Annotated in this window: 13 protein-coding genes; 6 read left to right on the forward strand and 7 right to left on the reverse strand. The window is 66.7% G+C overall.

What is annotated here, in order from left to right; translation table 11 throughout:
- Window positions 1–113 precede the first annotated feature (113 nt).
- The 6 genes from IE100_RS10005 to IE100_RS10030 all read right to left on the reverse strand — a co-directional run bounded on the left by IE100_RS10005 (window position 114) and on the right by IE100_RS10030 (window position 6,250).
- Window positions 114–2,417: a Tex family protein gene (locus IE100_RS10005; protein WP_189373945.1), complete on the reverse strand. Its 2,304-nt coding sequence runs from the start codon at window positions 2,415–2,417 to the stop codon at window positions 114–116.
- 58 nt (window positions 2,418–2,475) lie between these two features.
- A complete protein-coding gene (locus IE100_RS10010) occupies window positions 2,476–2,832 on the reverse strand; it encodes a SpoIIAA family protein (protein ID WP_189373946.1) in 357 nt (118 codons plus the stop codon).
- Window positions 2,833–2,881: 49 nt separating this feature from the next.
- A complete protein-coding gene (locus IE100_RS10015) occupies window positions 2,882–3,712 on the reverse strand; it encodes a DMT family transporter (RefSeq protein WP_229800322.1) in 831 nt (276 codons plus the stop codon).
- On the reverse strand, window positions 3,712–4,551 hold the full coding sequence (locus IE100_RS10020) for a DMT family transporter (protein WP_229800323.1): 840 nt from the start codon (window positions 4,549–4,551) through the stop codon (window positions 3,712–3,714). The genes IE100_RS10015 and IE100_RS10020 overlap by 1 nt, the downstream gene beginning before the upstream one ends.
- Complete coding sequence (locus tag IE100_RS10025) at window positions 4,548–5,072, reverse strand: hypothetical protein (protein ID WP_189373947.1); 525 nt, start codon at window positions 5,070–5,072, stop codon at window positions 4,548–4,550. The genes IE100_RS10020 and IE100_RS10025 overlap by 4 nt, the downstream gene beginning before the upstream one ends.
- A gap of 68 nt (window positions 5,073–5,140) precedes the next feature.
- Window positions 5,141–6,250, reverse strand: a complete 1,110-nt coding sequence (locus IE100_RS10030) for an aromatic ring-hydroxylating oxygenase subunit alpha (RefSeq protein ID WP_189373948.1) — start codon at window positions 6,248–6,250, stop codon at window positions 5,141–5,143.
- Between the two features lie 491 nt (window positions 6,251–6,741).
- Here IE100_RS10030 and IE100_RS10035 point away from each other — a divergent pair, with 491 nt between their 5' ends.
- The 3 genes from IE100_RS10035 (at window position 6,742) to IE100_RS10045 (ending at window position 11,744) form a co-directional block, all read left to right on the forward strand.
- On the forward strand, window positions 6,742–7,935 hold the full coding sequence (locus IE100_RS10035; RefSeq protein ID WP_189373949.1) for an acetate kinase: 1,194 nt from the start codon (window positions 6,742–6,744) through the stop codon (window positions 7,933–7,935).
- Between the two features lie 10 nt (window positions 7,936–7,945).
- Window positions 7,946–10,033: a phosphate acetyltransferase gene (pta, locus tag IE100_RS10040; protein WP_189373950.1), complete on the forward strand. Its 2,088-nt coding sequence runs from the start codon at window positions 7,946–7,948 to the stop codon at window positions 10,031–10,033.
- A gap of 232 nt (window positions 10,034–10,265) precedes the next feature.
- Entirely contained in the window at window positions 10,266–11,744 is a 1,479-nt protein-coding gene (locus tag IE100_RS10045; RefSeq protein WP_189373951.1) for a methyl-accepting chemotaxis protein, read from the forward strand.
- A gap of 70 nt (window positions 11,745–11,814) precedes the next feature.
- Here IE100_RS10045 and IE100_RS10050 read toward each other — a convergent pair whose 3' ends face one another.
- On the reverse strand, window positions 11,815–12,609 hold the full coding sequence (locus tag IE100_RS10050; protein WP_189373952.1) for a Cof-type HAD-IIB family hydrolase: 795 nt from the start codon (window positions 12,607–12,609) through the stop codon (window positions 11,815–11,817).
- Between the two features lie 174 nt (window positions 12,610–12,783).
- Between IE100_RS10050 and IE100_RS10055 the strand changes: the two genes are divergently transcribed.
- From IE100_RS10055 to hrpA, 3 genes are all read left to right on the forward strand, one after another.
- A complete protein-coding gene (locus tag IE100_RS10055) occupies window positions 12,784–13,578 on the forward strand; it encodes a DeoR/GlpR family DNA-binding transcription regulator (RefSeq protein WP_189373953.1) in 795 nt (264 codons plus the stop codon).
- Between the two features lie 77 nt (window positions 13,579–13,655).
- Entirely contained in the window at window positions 13,656–14,024 is a 369-nt protein-coding gene (locus IE100_RS10060; protein ID WP_189373954.1) for a glutaredoxin family protein, read from the forward strand.
- Window positions 14,025–14,118: 94 nt separating this feature from the next.
- Window positions 14,119–18,075 carry an ATP-dependent RNA helicase HrpA gene (hrpA, locus tag IE100_RS10065; RefSeq protein WP_189373955.1) on the forward strand — a complete coding sequence of 1,319 codons (3,957 nt, stop codon included), beginning with the start codon at window positions 14,119–14,121 and terminating at the stop codon, window positions 18,073–18,075.
- Window positions 18,076–18,151: the final 76 nt, after the last annotated feature.

Here is an 18,151-nt window from a genome sequence, read left to right on the forward strand (position 1 = left end):
GAATCTACAAGTCGTTGATTTCACAAGCATCCCGCCAGCAACAAAAATGAAAAAGGTTGGCTGCAACGCTTGCGGCCAACCTTGGGCACTTCCGGACAAGGGCTTAATCCGGCTTATTTTCCACGCAATTTGGCAAACGCGGCCGCCATCGCACCACCGGTATTGTCCTGCGCCGCCGGTTTCGCACCCTGGCGACGGCCATTGTCGCTACGCCCGGCACCGCTACGCACCGCGGTGCCGACCTCGTCATCCAGGCGCATGGTCAGCGCGATGCGCTTGCGCGGCACGTCCACTTCCAGCACCTTGACCTTGACCACGTCGCCGGCCTTGACCACCGTGCGCGGGTCGTCCACGAACTTGGTGGACAGCGCCGAGATGTGCACCAAGCCGTCCTGGTGCACACCGACGTCGACGAAGGCGCCGAAGTTGGCGACGTTGGTCACCACGCCTTCCAGCACCATGCCAGGCTGCAGGTCCTTGATGTCCTCCACGCCGTCCTGGAAGGTGGCGGTCTTGAATTCCGGACGCGGATCGCGCCCCGGCTTGTCCAGTTCCTTCAGGATGTCCATTACCGTTGGCAGGCCGAAGCGTTCGTCGGTGTAGTCACTGGCACGCAGACTCTTGATGAAGACCGAGTCGCCGACGATCTGCTTCACCGCGCGGCCAGTCTTGCTGACGATCTGCTCCACCACCGGATAGGCTTCCGGATGCACCGAGGAGGCGTCCAGCGGGTTGTCGCCATTGCTGATCCGCAGGAAGCCGGCGGCCTGCTCGAAGGTTTTCTCGCCGAGACGACTGACCTTGAGCAGCTCCTTGCGCGACTTGAATGCGCCGTTGGCGTCGCGATGCGCGACGATGTTGGCCGCCAGCGTACTATTGAGACCGGAGATGCGCGTCAGCAGCGGCACCGACGCCATGTTGACGTCGACCCCGACCGCGTTCACGCAGTCTTCCACCACCGCGTCCAGACTCTTCGCCAGCTGGCTCTGGTTCACGTCGTGCTGGTACTGGCCGACACCGATGGACTTCGGATCGATCTTCACCAGCTCGGCCAGCGGGTCCTGCAGGCGGCGGGCGATCGACACCGCGCCGCGCAGGGACACATCCAGCTCCGGGAACTCCTTGGCCGCCAGCTCGGAGGCGGAGTACACCGAGGCGCCGGCCTCGCTGACCACGATCTTGGTCAGGTTCAGTTGCGGGAAGGCCTTGATCACGTCCTGCGCCAGCTTGTCGGTTTCACGGCTGGCGGTGCCGTTGCCGATGGCGACCAGCTCGACCCGGTGCTTGTGCGCCAGCGCGCCGAGAATGGCGACCGAGCGCTCCCAGTCGCGGCGCGGCTCGTGCGGATAGATGGTGGCGGTATCGAGCAGCTTGCCGGTGTTGTCCACCACCGCCACCTTCACGCCGGTACGCAGGCCGGGGTCGAGGCCGATGGTGGCGCGCGGGCCGGCCGGCGCCGCCAGCAGCAGGTCGTGCAGGTTGGCCGCAAACACCCTGATCGCCTCGGCGTCGGCGGCGTCCTTCAGCTTCGACACCAGCTCCAGCTCCAGCGACAGGAAGATCTTGGCGCGCCAGCACAGACGTACGCCGTCCAGCAGCCACTTGTCGGCGGCGCGGCCGGCGTCCTTGATGCCGAACTGTGCGGCGATCAGTTCCTCGTAGGCCGAGCGCTGCGTGATCGGCGTCTCGTCCGGCTGGTATTTCAGCGCCACAGACAGGATGCCCTCGTTGCGGCCGCGCAAGAGCGCCAGCGCGCGGTGCGAAGGCGTGGTTTTCAGCGGCTCGCGATGCGCGAAGTAATCGGCGAACTTGGCGCCCTCCTGCTCCTTGCCGGCGATCACCGCCGCCGCCAGCTCGCCCTCGTTCCACAGCTTCTCGCGCAGGCGACCCAGCAGCGCGGCGTCTTCGGCAAAGCGTTCGATCAGAATGGCGCGCGCGCCGTCCAGCGCCGCCTTGGCATCGACCACGCCCTGGTCGGCGTCGACATAGCCCGCGGCCAACGTTTCCGGCTGCTGCGTCGGGTCGGCGAGCAGGCTGTCGGCCAGCGGCTCCAGCCCGGCTTCGCGCGCGATCTGCGCCTTGGTGCGGCGCTTCGGCTTGTACGGCAGGTACAGGTCTTCCAGCAGGGTCTTGTTGTCGGCGGCGTACAGCGCGGCCTCCAGCTGCGGGGTGAGTTTTTCCTGCTCGGCGATGCTTTTCAGGATGGCGACGCGGCGGTCGTCCAGCTCGCGCAGGTAGGTGAGGCGCTCGGCCAGCTGGCGCAGCTGGGTGTCGTCCAGGCCGCCGGTGACTTCCTTGCGGTAACGGGCGATGAAGGGCACGGTGGCGCCTTCGTCGATGAGGTTGATGGTGGCGGTGACTTGCGCCTCGCGGACGGCGAGTTCCGTCGCGAGGCGGCTGGCGATACTTTTCAACATGCGGCGTTGTTCTTGTCGGAAAACGGAAGCCGCTACTGTAACGGCATACGCCGGAAAATCAAGCGGTGACCGGATTGTTCAGCCAGGCCTGCGCCTCTTCCACCGTATTGAAGTACTCGGCGGGAACGCGGGTGAGCAGGCCGGACAGGTGTGCCGCCAGGCGAATCCAGGTGTCGTCGGCCACCACGGCAAAACGGCCGAATTCGTTCTCGTGGGCGCGCATGAAGCGGACCTCCTCCATCGCCATGTCCAGCGTGAAGTCCTTGATGCCGGACAGATCCAGCAGCACATCCGGCTTGCCGTGCTCGCCGCTGCGCTTGAGCAGCGCCTCCTCGAACAGCTTGAAATCGCCGAGCGTGAATTCGTTGTAGAGGGCAACGTCCAGACCGTAATCTTGTTCGCGGATGGAAATCATGGTGCGGCTCCTGGGTGAGAGTGGATTGAAGGGACTGGCATTCCGAATATTAGCGCCTGCCGGCCAGAATGCCGCTGACAATAATCAAGGCCATCGCCAGCAGCTCGCCGGCACCCAGGCGCTGCTGCCACACCAGCGCCCCGAACAGCGCGGAAAACACCACCGTCAGGTAGGACAGGTTGGCGACCAGCAGCTTGCGGCCAACCTTGTAGGCCCGCGTCATCGCCAGCTGCGCCACGGTGGCGGTGGCGCCGAGGCCCAGCACCCACGGCAGGTTGTCCGCGGTCAGCGGCTGCCACGGCCGCCCCAGCAGCAACAGGCCGCCGCCGAGCGTCGAGATCAGCGCGAAGTAGAACACCGTGCGCCACTCCGCCTCGCCCGCCTGCCCCAGTTCGCGCACGTGCAGGTAGGACCAGCCGGCGAGCAGGCCGGAGCCCAGCCCCAGCAGCCCGGCCTGCCACGCGGCACCGTCAAAGGTTGGCCGCAGCAGCAGCGTCACCCCGACAAAGCCGAGCAGCAGCGCCAGCAGCGCAGGCCGCGACAGTCTTTCTTTCAGCAGCAGCACCGACAGCAAGGCCAGGAACATCGGCGAGGTGTAGTTGAGCGTCACCGCCGTCGACAGCGGCAGGTGGCTGATGGCGTAGAAGTAGGCCAGCAGCGAGGTGTAGCCGATCAGGCCGCGCTTCAGGTGGCGCCCCAGCTGCGGCGTGGCGAAGCGCTGCCGCCGCAGCAGCGCCACGCCGCCCAGCAGCAGCACCGCAAACAGCGTGCGCCAGAACACCAGCGCCACCGTGTCCAGCGTCTGTGCGCCGAGCTTGACGAACACCCCCATCAGGCCAAAGCTGACCGCGGCCAGCACCATCCACAAGGCGCCGGCCATCAGCGCCTCGCCGCCAGGATGCCGCTGCCGATGATCAGCGCCATGCCCAGCCAGGACAGCATCGGCAACAATTGCTGATGCAAGACCAGCCCCATCAGTGCCGAGAACGCCACCGTCAGGTAGGCCAGGCTAGACACCACGAACTTGCGCCCTTCCTTGTAGGCGCGCGTCATCGCCAGTTGGCCGGCCAGGCCCATCAGCCCGACGGCGAGCATCTGCGCCAGCTGCACCCCGTTCAACGCATGGAAGCCGCCATTGAACAGCACCACCAGCAGGCCGAACAGCGACGACAGGAAGAACAGCCAGAACACGGTGACCGACGGCCGCTCGCCCAGCTCGCCCAGCTCGCGCACATGGAACAGCGCCAGCCCGGCGCCAAGGCCGGAGCCCAGCCCCATCAGCCCGGCGAACCACTGCCCGGCGTCAAAGGTTGGCCGCAACATGCAGGCGATGCCGACGAAGCCCAGCGACAGCGCAAACCACACCGCCGGCGGCAGCCGCTCGCGGCGCAACAGCACGCAGCACAGGGCAAAGGACAAGGAAGAGGTGTAATTGAGGGTCACCGCCGCCGCCAGCGGCAGCCGGCTCAGCGCGTAGAACAGCATCGCCATCGACAGGTAGCCGATCAGGCTGCGCCGCGCATGGGCGCCCCAGTGCGGGCTGCGCATCGATTCGCCGCGCCGCCACATCAGCGGCAGCAGCACCAGCAGGCCGATGAAGGTGCGATAGAACAGCACCTCGAACGCCGGCAGCGTGCTCGACCCCTGCGCCGCGAACAGGCTCATCAGCGCGAAGCACAGCGCCGCCACCACCATCCAGCCGGAACCGAGACGACTCATGCGCCCGCCTCCGCCTTCCGCGCCACCGCAAGCCCCAGGCAGATATCGGCGAACACGCGCCGGTAGCGCGCATATTCCGCCGCATTGGCACTGCAGTGCGCCTTGATGTAGCGGCCATCGCCCTGCTGCTGCCACACCACCAGCTGCTGGCTGACGATCCACAGCCCGCTCTGCACGTACAGGCCCTCGCGATAGGACAGCACCAGCCGGCCGCGCTGACGGTCGAGGCGCACCACCTGCGCCGGCTCGCGCGTGTCGTCGGCGCGGCGATAGCGTGCCGCCAGACGGCTCAGCGGCTCCTTGCCGCGCAACTGCTGGCGGCTGACCTGCACCTGCACGCCGCCGCGCTCGCGGTCTTCCTGCCGCGGCGGCACGATGCGCAGCATCTCGTCGCTATGCGGCCGCACCTGCCACGCCGCCGGCACGTTGATGGTGACACCCAGGTAGGGATTGCGATAGGTCGCCGCCGTGGCCAACCCGGAGAACAACACGGAAAACAGTACGCTCAATACAAATGGCATGATGGCCCGACAGACAAAAAAAGGCGCGGAAATCCGCGCCCTTTTATTGTGCCGCACAAAACACGGTCTTAGCCAGCCAGATGTTCACCCATCTGGAGACGGTAGAACTCGTGGAAGTGCTGCATGCCGTCCTCGGTCGGCGACTGGTACGGCCCGACTTCGCTCTCGCCGCGCAGCCACAGCGCCTTGCGACCCTCGTGCATGCGCAGGCAGATCTCGTCGTCCTCGACTGCGGTTTCCATATAGGCCGCCTGCTCCGCCTCGATGAACTCCGGTTCGAACCACAGGATGTCTTCCGGGTAGTAGAACTCGGTGATCACCGTGCACTTTTCCGGGCCGCGCGGAATCACCACGCTGATCACCAGCACGTGCGGATACCACTCCACCATGATGTTCGGGTAGTAGGTCAGCCAGATGGCGCCGAATTCCGGCTGCTGGTCGGCGTAGCGCTTGATGACTTCTTCGTGCCACTTGCCGTACACCTTGCTGCCGGAGCGCGCCAGCTTGTTCTTCACGCCCACGGTCTGCACGTGGTAGTGGTCGCCCCACTCCCACTTCAGGTCGGCGCAATCGACGAAGTTGCCGAGGCCCGGATGGAACGGATCGACGTGGTAGTCCTCGGAGTAGACTTCGATGAAGGTCTTCCAGTTGAAGTCGTACTCGGTGGTCAGCGACTTGTGATAACCGTAGTTCTCGAAAGTCATGTGCTTGGCGACGCCAAGCTTTTCCAGGTCGCGGCCAACGTTGCGCTTGGCGTCGAACAGCAGGCCCTGCCAGCGGGTCAGCTCGGTCTGGTTCAGGTTCAGGCACGGCGTTTCCGGGAAGTGCGGCGCGCCGATCAGCTGGCCGCCGTTGTCGTAGGTCCAGCCGTGCAGGTTGCACACCATGTGGTTGCCGGTGCCGCGCCCCTTGTAGATCAGCGCCTGGCGGTGGCGGCAGACGTTGGAGATCAGCTTGATGTCGCCGTCGACATTCTTCAGCATCTTGCCGTGGCCGAGCCAGTCCAGCGTGTGATAGTCGCCGGCGTTGGGCACCATCAGCTCGTGGCCGTAATACTGCGGGGCATTGGCGAACAGGACATGTTGTTCCAGCGCGTAGTAGGCCGGATCGAAATAGGTAAAGACAGGCAACTGCGCAGCAGAAGCTTTCAGCAACTGGGACGAAGCCAGATCAGACATTATTCCCACACCTCCGTGGAAGAAGATATAAGACCAGCCGAATCTCGCTCTTAACGAGTTTACGGAGTGCTATAAAAAAACACTTGCCAGAACACGGACTTCCGTGATCCACCCAAGCGGTCAGGGGCGGGATTGTCGGCTAAATCCCCCCCCGGGGCAAGCACTTTTTAGCCGCACAATTGCGCTGGATCAGGCTTTTTGCAAAAGAAACCGCCCTAGCCGACATCTGATCAAATTACGCGGCAAAACCCTTTTCTATTCATTGTCTTGTCAAACAGAACGCGCACAATCAGCACGCAAGCGGCATGATCCGGACTCAGGAAATCCCTGATGGTGCGCCGCACCAAAATAGCGGATAATTACCTGTTGCCCACCAGCGTCCGCTCCGGCCTACCAATCGCGAGCGGAGATGACGCGGCATCAGCTTCAATAAAAAGAACGCAACACCGGCAGAGGCTTCCATCAGACGTCTTCATGCTAACGGACCCGACATGACCCATCACACACTTGTCATCAACTGCGGCAGCTCTTCGCTGAAATTTGCGCTGATCGACGCTGCCAGCCAGCAAACGACCGTGACCGGTATCGCCGAAAAACTCGGCCTCGCCGACGCCTGCATCAGCTTCAAGCAGGACGGCAAGAAAGTTGAACTGACCCTGGCGCAAGGCGATCACGCCGGCGCCATGAAAGCGATCCTGTCCTACTTTGACGAGCGCGGCCTGACCGGCAGCGTGATCGCCATCGGCCACCGCGTGGTGCACGGCGGCGAGACCTTCAAACAGTCCACCCTGATCGACGACAGCGTGATCGCCGCCATCGAGGACTGCGCCCGCCTGGCGCCGCTGCACAACCCGGCACACCTGCTGGGCATCCGCACCGCCATGGAATGCTTCCCCGGCCTGCCGCAAGTGGCCGTGTTCGACACCGCCTTCCACCAGAGCATGCCCGAGCAGGCCTACCTGTACGCAGTGCCGATGGCGCTGTACCGCGAGCACGGCGTGCGCCGCTACGGCTTCCACGGCACCAGCCACCGCTACGTCACCGCCGAAGCGGCGGCGATGCTGGGCAAGCCGCTGGCCGAGTCCGCCTTCGTCTGCGCCCACCTGGGCAACGGCGCCTCGGTGGCCGCGGTACTGAACGGCAAGAGCGTCGACACCAGCATGGGCCTGACCCCGCTGGAAGGCCTGGTGATGGGCACCCGCTCCGGCGACATCGACCCGGGCATCTTCGGCTACCTGGCCGCCGAGCTGAACACCGACGTCCAGGGCGTGTCCGACATCCTGAACAAGCAGTCCGGCCTGCTGGGCCTGTCCGAGCTGTCCAGCGACTGCCGCGAGCTGGAAGACGCCGCCGCCGCCGGCCATGCCGGCGCGCAGATCGCGCTGGAGGTGTTCGCCTACCGCCTCGCCAAGCAGATCGCCGCGATGACGGTGGCGCTGGGCCGGCTGGATGCGCTGCTGTTCACCGGCGGCATCGGCGAGAACTCGCCGCTGCTGCGCGCCAAGGTGATCAAGCTGCTCGGCTTCCTCGGCCTCGCGCTCGACCCTGCGGCCAACGATGCCGCCTTCCGCGGCAAGGCCGGCCGCATCACCCGCGACGGCAGCACCCCGGCGCTGGTCATCAATACCAACGAAGAGCTGATGATCGCGCTGGACACCGCCGCACTGTGCGAGCCGGCGGCCTGAGGAGGATGCGATGCATACTTTTCTGATTGCCCCGATCGGCGTTGACGCCGGTCTGACCTCGGTCTCGCTGGGCCTGATCCGCGCGCTGGAGCAGGACGGCCTCAAGGTCGGCTTCGTGAAGCCGATCGCTCAGGGCAGCGACACCAGCGAGCCGGAACGCTCCACCCACTTCGCCCGCGAGCTGTGCCGCCTCAACGCGCCGGAGCCGCTGCCGATGGACCACGCCGAGCACCTGCTCAGCCAGGGCCAGCTCGACCAGTTGATGGAAGAGGTGGTACACCTGTTCCAGCGCGCCTCCGCCGGCGTCGACGTGGTCATCGTCGAAGGCCTGGTTCAGGACCAGCAACGGGTGTTCACCACCTATATCAACAGCAAGATCGCGCGCACGCTGCAGGCGGAAGTGATCCTGGTCGGCGCCGCCGACCAGCTGCCCAGCCACACGCTGGCGGAACAGCTGGAGATCACCATCCAGGCCTTCGGCGGCCAGCCGCGACAGGTGGCCGGCTACATCCTCAACCGCCTGCGCCCCGGGCAGAACCCGGCCACGTTGGCCGCAGAGATCACCGAGTCCAGCCGCCTGATCCAGAGCCGGCGCATCGCCTGCCTCGGCGGCATCCCGTTCGAACCGGAACTGCTGGCCCCGCGCACGCTGGACGTGGCCAACTACCTGAAAGCCAAGCTGCTGCACGCCGGCCAGCTGACGCGCCGCCGCGTGCGCAGCATCTCGGTGATGGCACGCTCGGTGCCGCACATCGTCGAGCTGCTCAAGCCCGGCGCGCTGATCATCACCCCCGGCGACCGCGAGGACATCGTGCTCGCCACCGCGATGGCGACCATGAACGGCGTGCCGCTGGCCGGCCTGCTGCTGACCTGCGACGCCGAGCCGGACCCGCGCGTGGCGCAGCTGTGCCACAAGGCGTTCACCAGCGGCCTGCCGGTGCTGTCCATCGACACCAACACCCTGGAAACCGCGACCCTGATCTCGACCATGAGCCGGCAGGTGCCGGCCGACGACATGGAGCGCATGGAACGGGTGGTCGATTTCGTCGCCGAGCGCATCAGCACCGGCCAGTTGCGCCAGCGCATCGGCGAACACCACGAGAAACGCCTGTCGCCGCCGGCCTTCCGCTACCAGCTGATGGAAAAGGCGCGCCGCGCCGCCAAGCGCATCGTGCTGCCGGAAGGCAACGAGCCGCGCACGGTACGCGCCGCCGCCATCTGCCACGAGAAGGGCATCGCCCGCTGCGTGCTGCTGGGCGAGCACCAGGAGATCCTGCAGGTAGCCGAGGCGCAGGGCATCACCCTGCCGGCCGACATCGAGATCGTCGACCCCAACGAGGTGCGCGCCCGCTACGTGCCGCCGATGGTGGAACTGCGCAAGAGCAAGGGCCTGAACGCGCCGATGGCCGAGCAGCAGCTGGAAGACAATGTGGTGATGGGCACCATGATGCTGGCGCTGAACGAGGTCGACGGCCTGGTGTCCGGCGCGGTGCACACCACCGCCAACACCATCCGCCCGGCGCTGCAGCTGATCAAGACCGCACCGGAGGCCAAGCTGGTCTCCAGCGTATTCTTCATGCTGATGCCGGACCAGGTCTACGTGTACGGCGACTGCGCGGTGAACCCGGACCCGAGCGCGGAAGAGCTGGCCGACATCGCCATCCAGAGCGCAGACTCCGCCGCCGCCTTCGGCATTCCGCCACGGGTGGCGATGATCTCCTACTCCACCGGCTCCTCCGGCAGCGGCGACGACGTGGAGAAGGTGCGCGAGGCCACCCGCATCGCACGCGAGAAGCGCCCGGACCTGCTGATCGACGGCCCGATGCAGTACGACGCGGCGTCGGTAGAGTCGGTCGGCCGCCAGAAGGCGCCGGACAGCCCGGTGGCCGGACGCGCCACCGTGTTCGTGTTCCCGGACCTCAACACCGGCAACACCACCTACAAGGCGGTGCAGCGTTCCGCCGGCGTGGTGTCGGTCGGGCCGATGCTGCAGGGCCTGCGCAAGCCGGTGAACGACCTGTCGCGCGGCGCGCTGGTGGACGACATCGTCTACACCATCGCGCTGACCGCGATCCAGGCCGACCAGTTCAGCCGCTGAACGCCCGCCGCGACACCCGCCCACCCCGCCCGGTCATGCATGCATGACCGGGCTTTTTCATTGCGGCCACGCTTGCAAACCCCTGACGCAACAAAAGAAAGCACGCTTCCGGCACTCGCTTGATGGTTTCAAACAACTGTTTTAGTATCGATCCCGCTTTTATAAAAACATAACGATAAAACGTGCCCGCGCCATCAGGCCACAGCGCACGACACAACGCGAGGAAACACAGATGTCTTTGAACAGCATCACCGAGTGGTTCATTCCGGACAGCGTCCGGCAATCCCCGGACACCCTGATCCGGGCCCGTACCGTCATAAGCGTCGGCCTGCTGGCCGGCACCATCGCCCCGCTGTTTGCCCTCTCCTACTTCAAGCTGCACCACCCGCTGATGGGCAGTGGCATCCTCGTCGGCGGCCTGGCGCTGCTGCTGGGGCCGCTGCTGCTCAAGCTCAGCGGCGCCTTGCGCCTGGTCGCCGAGTGCATCGTGCTGTCGATGTTCGGCATGGTCAGCTGGATGGTGTACGTCAACGGCGGCATCCTCTCCACCAGCATCATGTGGTTCGCCATCATCCCGTTTGCCGCCATCTTCGTCAGCGGCCGCCGCGCCGGCATCGTGTGGACGCTGCTCAGCTTTGCCATGATCGGCCTGATGTTCGCGCTCAGCGCCGCCGGCGAGATCCCGACGTCGCCAATCCCGCACAGCGAGCTGCCGGCGCTGCAGGCCAAGTCGCTGATCGGCCTGACTCTGGTGATCCTGGCGCTGGGGCTGTCCTACGAGCGCGCCAAGTCGCGCTCCTTCGAAAAGCTGGAATCGGCACGCGAGGAGGCGGAACGCGCCACCGCGGCGATGAAGCAGATGATGGCGCAGGTCACCCGCCTGCTCGACGCCGCCGAGAACGAGAGCCGCGACATCGCCAGCAGCACCCAGCTGATGGCGCGCACCATGAGCGAGCAGCGCCACCGTGCCGACGCCATGGTCGCCATCGCGCAGCAGATGGCGGTCACCACCAGCCAGAACACCGAGCAGTCGCTCAGCGCCACCAGTATGGCCGACACCGCCGGCCAGGCCGCCAGCGCCGGCGGTGCCGCGATGGACGCCGCGGTGCAGCAGCTGAACCAGGCCGGCACGGTCATCGCCCGCGCCGCGGAACGCATGGAAGACCTCGGCCAGCGCAGCACCGAGGTGGGCGGCATCGTGCAGCTGATCCGTGACATTGCCGACCAGACCAATCTGCTGGCGCTGAACGCGGCGATCGAGGCCGCCCGCGCCGGCGAGCTGGGCCGCGGCTTCGCCGTGGTCGCCGACGAGGTGCGCAAGCTGGCCGAGCGCACCCAGGGCGCGACGCTGGACATCGAGCAGAAGATCCAGCTGATCGTGAACGGCACCAACCAGGCGATCGAGGCGATCCGCGAAGGCAACGCGCAGATGCGCAGCGGCCGCGAGAACACCGTCGACGCGCAACAGCGGCTGACCGGCATCATCGGCGACACCCACGCGCTGGTCGGCCTGCTGCGCCAGGTGTCGCAGGCGGAGCAGAGCCAGAACGACGGCTTTGCCCAGTTCGCCGGCGACATCAGCGCCGTCGGCGACGCCACCCGCAGCCTGTCCGGCGAAACCGACACCATCGCCCACGCCACGGTGCGACTGGATCAGCTGATGGCGGAGCTGGGCGACAGCGTGCGCCAGTTCCGCGGCATGGCTGCCTGACAGCACGACACCAAAGCAAAAGCCGCCCGACAGCACCGGGCGGCTTTTTCATTCGGGGGCCAGCAATCGCTCAGACGCCGTACGCGGCGAAGCGGCTCTCCAGCAAGGCCGCCACCGCCGACTCGGCGTGGTGGCCGATGTGCCGCCCGTGCGGCACCTGTTGCCGCAGATGCTGGCTGGCATTGGCCATCAGGTGCGGGTGGCCGACCAGCTGCAGCATCTCGACGTCGTTCATCGCGTCGCCAAACGCCGCGCAATCCTCTGCCGCGATGTCCATGCCGGCCAGCAGCTGCCGCAGCGCCTGGCCCTTGCTCACCCCCGGCGCCATCACCTCCAGATAGCAGTCCTGCGAATAGGTCAGCGCCAGCTGGCCGTCGAAGCGGTAGCGGATATCCTGCTCCACCAGCCGCAGCTGTTCCGGCTCGCCGCAATAGATGATCTTGGCCACGTCGCGGCCGTGGTAGTCGGCCAGGCTGGCGTGCACCTCGGCGCGATCGAGATAGCCGTTGAGCGAGCCGGTGTAGCGGCAGGCCAGCTTGCGGTCATCCAGGTACAGCGCCAGCTCCGCGTCGCGCACCAGCGCCGGCTGCACCAGCTTTTGCACCAGCGCCGGCGCCAGGTTGGCCGCAGCCAGCGGCGTGCCGTCTACCGCGTGCACCCGCGCGCCGTTGGCGCTGATCACGCTGATCGGCAGCTCGATGCCATCCAGCAGGAACTGCACGTCGCGGTAGTGGCGGCCGGTGGCGATGATCAGCCGGCAGCCGGCGGCGTGGGCGCGCTGCAGGGCGGCGACGCTGCGCGGGGTGATGCGGGATTCGGCATCCAGCAAGGTGCCGTCAAGATCGGTGGCAATGGCGCGGAACATGGCAATCTCCCCCAGAGAAAAAATGGCAACAACAGGCATGATTGTGCACCTTCGCGAACAAACACGCAAACAATCGTGCACAAACCGGCAGAAACAGTGCCAGGAACCGCGCCGGATTTGACCACGGCTGCACACTACTGCACGATGTTGCCTGTTTTCAGCCAGGCCGCCCTCATGAACAGCGAAGCACGCAAAGAACGCCCGCCGGCGATCGCCCTGCCCAGCGACCGCCACCAGTACATCCGCCAGCGCCTGCAGCAGGAAGGCCGCGTGCTGGCCGCTGAACTCGCGCAGACGCTGGGCGTGTCCGAGGACTCCATCCGCCGCGACCTGCGCGAGCTGGCCGCCACCGGCATCTGCCAGCGCGTGTACGGCGGTGCCATCGCGATGACGCCCAACACCGGCAGCTTCATCGAGCGCAGTCACGAGAACGTGGCGCGCAAGGCAAGGTTGGCCGCAGCGGCGGTGCGCCTGCTGCAACCGGGGCAGTTCGTGTTCCTCGACGCCGGCACCACCAATCTGGAAATCGCGCGCGCGCTGCCGGACATGCCGCTGACGGTGGCCACCAACTCGATCCCCATCGCCGCGGTGCTGTTCGGCCGCAGCCAGTTCGAGGTGCTGGTCATCGGCGGACGCATGGACCACCGCGTCGGCGGCACGCTGGGCAGTATCCCGACGCAGGCGGTGCAGGACATGCGTCCCGACCTGTGCTTTCTCGGCACCTGCTCGGTGGACATCGAACTGGGCGTCGGCACCACCCTCGCCGAGGAAGCGGCGTTCAAGCGTGTGCTGGTCGGCCAGTGCAACCAGATCGTGCTCGCCGTCACCAACGAGAAGCTCGGCACCGCCTCGCCGTTCGCGGTGGCCGGCATGCGCGACATCGGCCGGCTGGTGATCGAGGCCGACGCCGAGCCGCACAAGCTGGCCAGCCTGCAGCACAGCGGCGTGCCGCTGCTGATCGCCGATTAGTTTTCAGCCCCGGCAACGCTGGCCGCCGGCGGGCGCAGCCGCTACACTGGCGGCCATTTTTCCGACCGGATTCCGCCATGCTGATCAAAGCCCTGCGCCTCGTGCTCGGCAACACCATCGTTGCCGCCGACTACCTCACCCGCCCGCGCAAGCTGCGCCGCGATGCCGCCAGCCAGCAGCGCGTCGACGCCGCCGCGGCCAAACTGGCGCTGTACCAGTTCCGCGCCTGTCCGTTCTGTGTCAAGACCCGCCGCGTGCTGCACCGCCTCAACGTGCCGGTGGCGCTGCGTGACGCGAAAAACAACGCCGCCCACCGCGACGAGCTGCTGCAAGGCGGCGGCAAGATCCAGGTGCCGTGCCTGCGCATCGAACAGGACGGCAAGGTGCAGTGGCTGTACGAATCGAAAGCCATCCGCGGCTATCTGGAACAGCACTTCGCCGCCTGACCCGCACGGCGGGCCGGCACCGCCCGCCCGTCTCACCCCCATGCCACTCTGCTATACTGTCGCCCTTCCGCAGCCCGCTCTTTAGAAGCCACGCATGACCACCACCGCCACACCCGCCGCCCTGAAAGCCGCCCTGTCCACCTGCCTGCTGCGCGACCGCCAGCCGCTGAAACGCAAGCTGCAGGACGCCGAGCAGCGCCTGCGCAAGAACCAGCCGTCGGACAAGCTGATGGCCGACATCGCCGCGCAGATCGCCCGTTCCGCCGGCCGCGCCGCCGCCCGCGCCGAACACCGGCCGCGGCCAACGTTTGACGACGCGCTGCCGGTCAACCAGAAGCTGGACGACATCAAGGCGGCGATTGCGGCCAACCAGGTGGTGATCATCTGCGGCGAGACCGGCTCCGGCAAGACCACGCAGCTGCCCAAGATCTGCCTGGAGCTGGGCCGCGGCGTGTACGGTCTGATCGGCCACACCCAGCCGCGCCGGCTGGCGGCACGCTCGGTGGCGACCCGCATCGCACAGGAGCTGGGTTCGGAGCTGGGCACCCACGTCGGCTTCAAGGTGCGCTTCAACGACAAGCAGTCCGAGCGCAACGTGATCAAGCTGATGACCGATGGCATCCTGCTGGCGGAAACCCAGACCGACCGCTACCTGGAAGCCTACGACACCATCATCATCGACGAGGCGCACGAACGCAGCCTCAACATCGACTTCCTGCTCGGCTACCTCAAGCAGCTGCTGCCGCGCCGGCCGGATCTCAAGGTCATCATCACCTCGGCCACCATCGACGCCGACCGCTTCGCCCGCCACTTCGACGGCGCGCCGGTGCTGGAAGTGTCCGGCCGCACCTACCCGGTGGAGGTGCGCTACCGGCCGCTGAAGCAGCGCGACGAGGACGAGCGCGAGGTGGAGATGGAAGACGCCATCGTCGACGCCGTCGACGAAATCTCGCGTCACGGCGCCGGCGACATCCTGGTGTTCCTGCCCGGCGAGCGCGAGATTCGCGACACCGCCGACAAGCTGCGCCGCAGCGGCATCCGTCACTACGAGATCCTGCCGCTGTTCGCGCGCCTCAGTAACGAAGACCAGCAGAAGATTTTCAAGCCGTCCGGCGGCCGCCGCATCGTGCTGGCCACCAACGTGGCCGAGACCTCGCTGACGGTGCCGGGCATCAAGTACGTGATCGACACCGGCCTTGCCCGCATCAAGCGCTACAGCCCGCGCGCCAAGGTCGAGCAGCTGCAGGTGGAGAAAATCTCGCAGGCCGCCGCGCGCCAGCGTGCCGGCCGTTGCGGCCGTGTCGAGGCCGGCGTCTGCGTGCGCCTGTACGCCGAGGACGATTTCAACGCCCGCCCGGCGTTTACCGATCCGGAAATCGTGCGCTCCAGCCTGGCCGCGGTGATCCTGCGCATGGCCGCCCTGCGCCTGGGCAAGGTCGACGAATTCCCGTTCATCGAACCGCCGTCCAGCCGACTGATCGCCGACGGCTACCAGGTACTGCAGGAGCTGGGCGCGGTGGACGAGCAGCTGCAGCTCACCGCCGTCGGTACCGAGCTGGCGCGCATCCCGGTCGACCCCAAGGTTGGCCGCATGCTGCTGGCCGGGCGCGAACACCACTGCGTGCGCGAGGTGCTGATCATCGCCGCCGGGCTGTCGATCCAGGACCCGCGCGAGCGGCCGTTCGAGGCGCGCGAGGCCGCCGACCGCGCGCAGGCCCGCTTCAACGACGAAAAGTCCGACTTCCTGTCCTACCTGCATCTGTGGGACTTCTTCAGCGCCGCGCTGGCCAACAAGCAGAGCAACCGCCAGCTGCTGAACCTGTGCCACGAGCACTTCCTGTCGCACCTGCGCCTGCGCGAGTGGCGCGAGCTGCACGCGCAGCTGGCCGACATCGCCAGCGAGCTGAACCTGATCGACAAGGACAAGGCGCACGCGCCGGCGGCTGCGGCCAAGCTTGAGACCACGCCGAAGAAACGCGCGCAGGCCGACCTGGTCGCCTACGAGAAGCTGCACAAGGCGCTGCTCACCGGCCTGATCGGCAATATCGGCATGAAGTCGCAGGAGAGCGACGACTACACCGGCGCGCGCGGCGGCAGCTTCTTGGTGTTCCCCGGCACCGGCCTGAAGAAGGTGCGCCCGAAATGGATCGTCACCGCCGAGCTGGTGGAAACCACCAAGCTGTACGGCCGCTGCGTGGCGCGCATCGAGCCGGAATGGGTGGAGGCGGTGGCGCCGCACCTGGTCAAGCTGCACCACTTCGAGCCGCACTGGGAAAAGTCGCGCGGCGAGGTGGTGGCCAGCGAGCGCGTCACGCTGTTCGGCCTGACGCTGATCCCGCGCCGCCCGGTCAGCTACGGCCGCATCGCGCCGCAGGAGGCGCGCGAGCTGTTCATCCGCGGTGCGCTGGTGGCGATGGAGTACGTCAGCAATGCACCGTTCTTCCAGCGCAACCAGCAGCTGATCCGCGAGGTGGAACAGCTGGAGCACAAGGCGCGGCGCCAGGACGTGCTGGTGGACGAGGACGCGCTGTACGCGTTCTACGCCGAGCGCATCGGGTCAGACGTCGTCGACGCCGCCAGCTTCGAGGCGTGGCGCAAGGAAGCGGAACAGCAGAACCCGAAAGTCCTGTTCCTGACCCGCGACGAGCTGATGCGCCACGCCGCCGAGCACGTGTCGGAAAACCAGTTCCCCGAGTGGCGCGAGCTGGCCGAGAGCCGCTGCCGCCTGCGCTACCGTTTCGAGCCGAACCACCCGCTGGACGGCGTCACCATCGACCTGCCGCTGGCGGTGCTCAACACCCTGCAACCGGCGGAATTCGAATGGCTGGTGCCGGGCATGATCCGCGAAAAGCTGCAGGCGATGATCAAGGCGCTGCCCAAGCAGATTCGCCGCTGCTGCGTACCGGTGCCGGATTTCGTGACCCAGTTCCTGCTGAGCAACCCGGACACCCAGCAGCCGATCGCGCCGCAGCTGGCGCACTTCATCCTGCGCCATACCGGCGGGTTGAAGGTGGATCCGCTGGCGTTCAGCCAGGCCGAGCTGCCGCCTCACCTGCTGTTCAACTTCCGCATCGTCGACGACGGCAAGCAGGAAATCGGCATGGGCCGCGACCTGATCGAGCTGCAGAAGCAGTTCGGCCAGGCGGCGCAGCTGACCTTCCGCGACACCAGCGCCGAATTCGAGCGCGACAAGGTCGAGGCCTGGGACTTCGGCGAGCTGCCGCAGGCGATCCAGTTCGCGCGCGGCCGCCAGCAGCTGACCGGCTTCCCGGCGCTGACCATCGAGACCGACGCCAAGGGTGAGCGGGTGGCGATCCGCCTGTTCGACACCGAGACGGCGGCCAACCTCGAGCATCGCCGCGGCGTGGTGCGCCTGCTGCAGTACCAGCTGAAGGAGCACATGAAGCAGCTGAACAAGGGCCTGCCGGGCATGACCCAGCTCGGCCTGCAGCTTCGCAACGTGTGCAATGTCGACGAGCTGCTGCAGGACGCCATCTCCGCCATCTGCGACCGCGCCTTCATCGGCGACGACGAGGTGCCGCGCAGCGAGAAGGCGTTCAACGAGCAGAAGGCGCGCGCCCGTACCCGGCTGCCGGCGGTGACGCAGGCGGTGACCAGCTACCTGAACCAGATCGCCGCCGAATACCAGGCGCTGCTGCCCAAGCTGCAGAAGCACCGCCTCGGCCACGAGCTGACGCAACAGCTGGGCCGCCTGGTGTACAAGGGCTTCCTCACCGCCACGCCGTGGCAGCAACTGCCGCATCTGCCGCGCTACATGAAGGCGATGAGCCTGCGCATGGACAAGCAGCCGGCCAACGCGCAGCGCGACGGCCAGCGCGGTGCCGAAATCCGCGACCTGTGGCAGAAATGGGAAGCGCGCATGGCGGAAGAAAACGAGCGCGGCGGCGCCAGCTTGGCGTTGCAACAGTTTCGCTGGCATATTGAGGAGTTGCGCGTCGGCCTGTTCGCCCAGGAGCTAAAGACGCCGTATCCGGTATCGGTGAAGCGGCTGCTGAAACTGTGGGACGAACTGCCGAAAAACCTGCGCTGACCCCTCCGCGGGCGGCCGCCGCACGCTGGCGTCAGCGTCGCAGCGGCTCCCGCGCCGGACACCACCATAACAAGAC

The sequence above is a fragment of the Vogesella alkaliphila genome (genome assembly GCF_014652475.1).
GTDB classification, from domain to species: domain Bacteria; phylum Pseudomonadota; class Gammaproteobacteria; order Burkholderiales; family Chromobacteriaceae; genus Vogesella; species Vogesella alkaliphila.

Excerpts from the sequence above, each read along its gene's own strand:
- IE100_RS10005 (WP_189373945.1), bottom strand. The coding sequence starts at position 2,417 with ATGTTGAAAAGTATCGCCAGCCGCCTCGCGACGGAACTCGCCGTCCGC.
- IE100_RS10010 (WP_189373946.1), bottom strand. The coding sequence starts at position 2,832 with ATGATTTCCATCCGCGAACAAGATTACGGTCTGGACGTTGCCCTCTAC.
- IE100_RS10015 (WP_229800322.1), bottom strand. The coding sequence starts at position 3,712 with ATGGCCGGCGCCTTGTGGATGGTGCTGGCCGCGGTCAGCTTTGGCCTG.
- IE100_RS10020 (WP_229800323.1), bottom strand. The coding sequence starts at position 4,551 with ATGAGTCGTCTCGGTTCCGGCTGGATGGTGGTGGCGGCGCTGTGCTTC.
- IE100_RS10025 (WP_189373947.1), bottom strand. The coding sequence starts at position 5,072 with ATGCCATTTGTATTGAGCGTACTGTTTTCCGTGTTGTTCTCCGGGTTG.
- IE100_RS10030 (WP_189373948.1), bottom strand. The coding sequence starts at position 6,250 with ATGTCTGATCTGGCTTCGTCCCAGTTGCTGAAAGCTTCTGCTGCGCAG.
- IE100_RS10035 (WP_189373949.1), top strand. The coding sequence starts at position 6,742 with ATGACCCATCACACACTTGTCATCAACTGCGGCAGCTCTTCGCTGAAA.
- pta (WP_189373950.1), top strand. The coding sequence starts at position 7,946 with ATGCATACTTTTCTGATTGCCCCGATCGGCGTTGACGCCGGTCTGACC.
- IE100_RS10045 (WP_189373951.1), top strand. The coding sequence starts at position 10,266 with ATGTCTTTGAACAGCATCACCGAGTGGTTCATTCCGGACAGCGTCCGG.
- IE100_RS10050 (WP_189373952.1), bottom strand. The coding sequence starts at position 12,609 with ATGTTCCGCGCCATTGCCACCGATCTTGACGGCACCTTGCTGGATGCC.
- IE100_RS10055 (WP_189373953.1), top strand. The coding sequence starts at position 12,784 with ATGAACAGCGAAGCACGCAAAGAACGCCCGCCGGCGATCGCCCTGCCC.
- IE100_RS10060 (WP_189373954.1), top strand. The coding sequence starts at position 13,656 with ATGCTGATCAAAGCCCTGCGCCTCGTGCTCGGCAACACCATCGTTGCC.
- hrpA (WP_189373955.1), top strand. The coding sequence starts at position 14,119 with ATGACCACCACCGCCACACCCGCCGCCCTGAAAGCCGCCCTGTCCACC.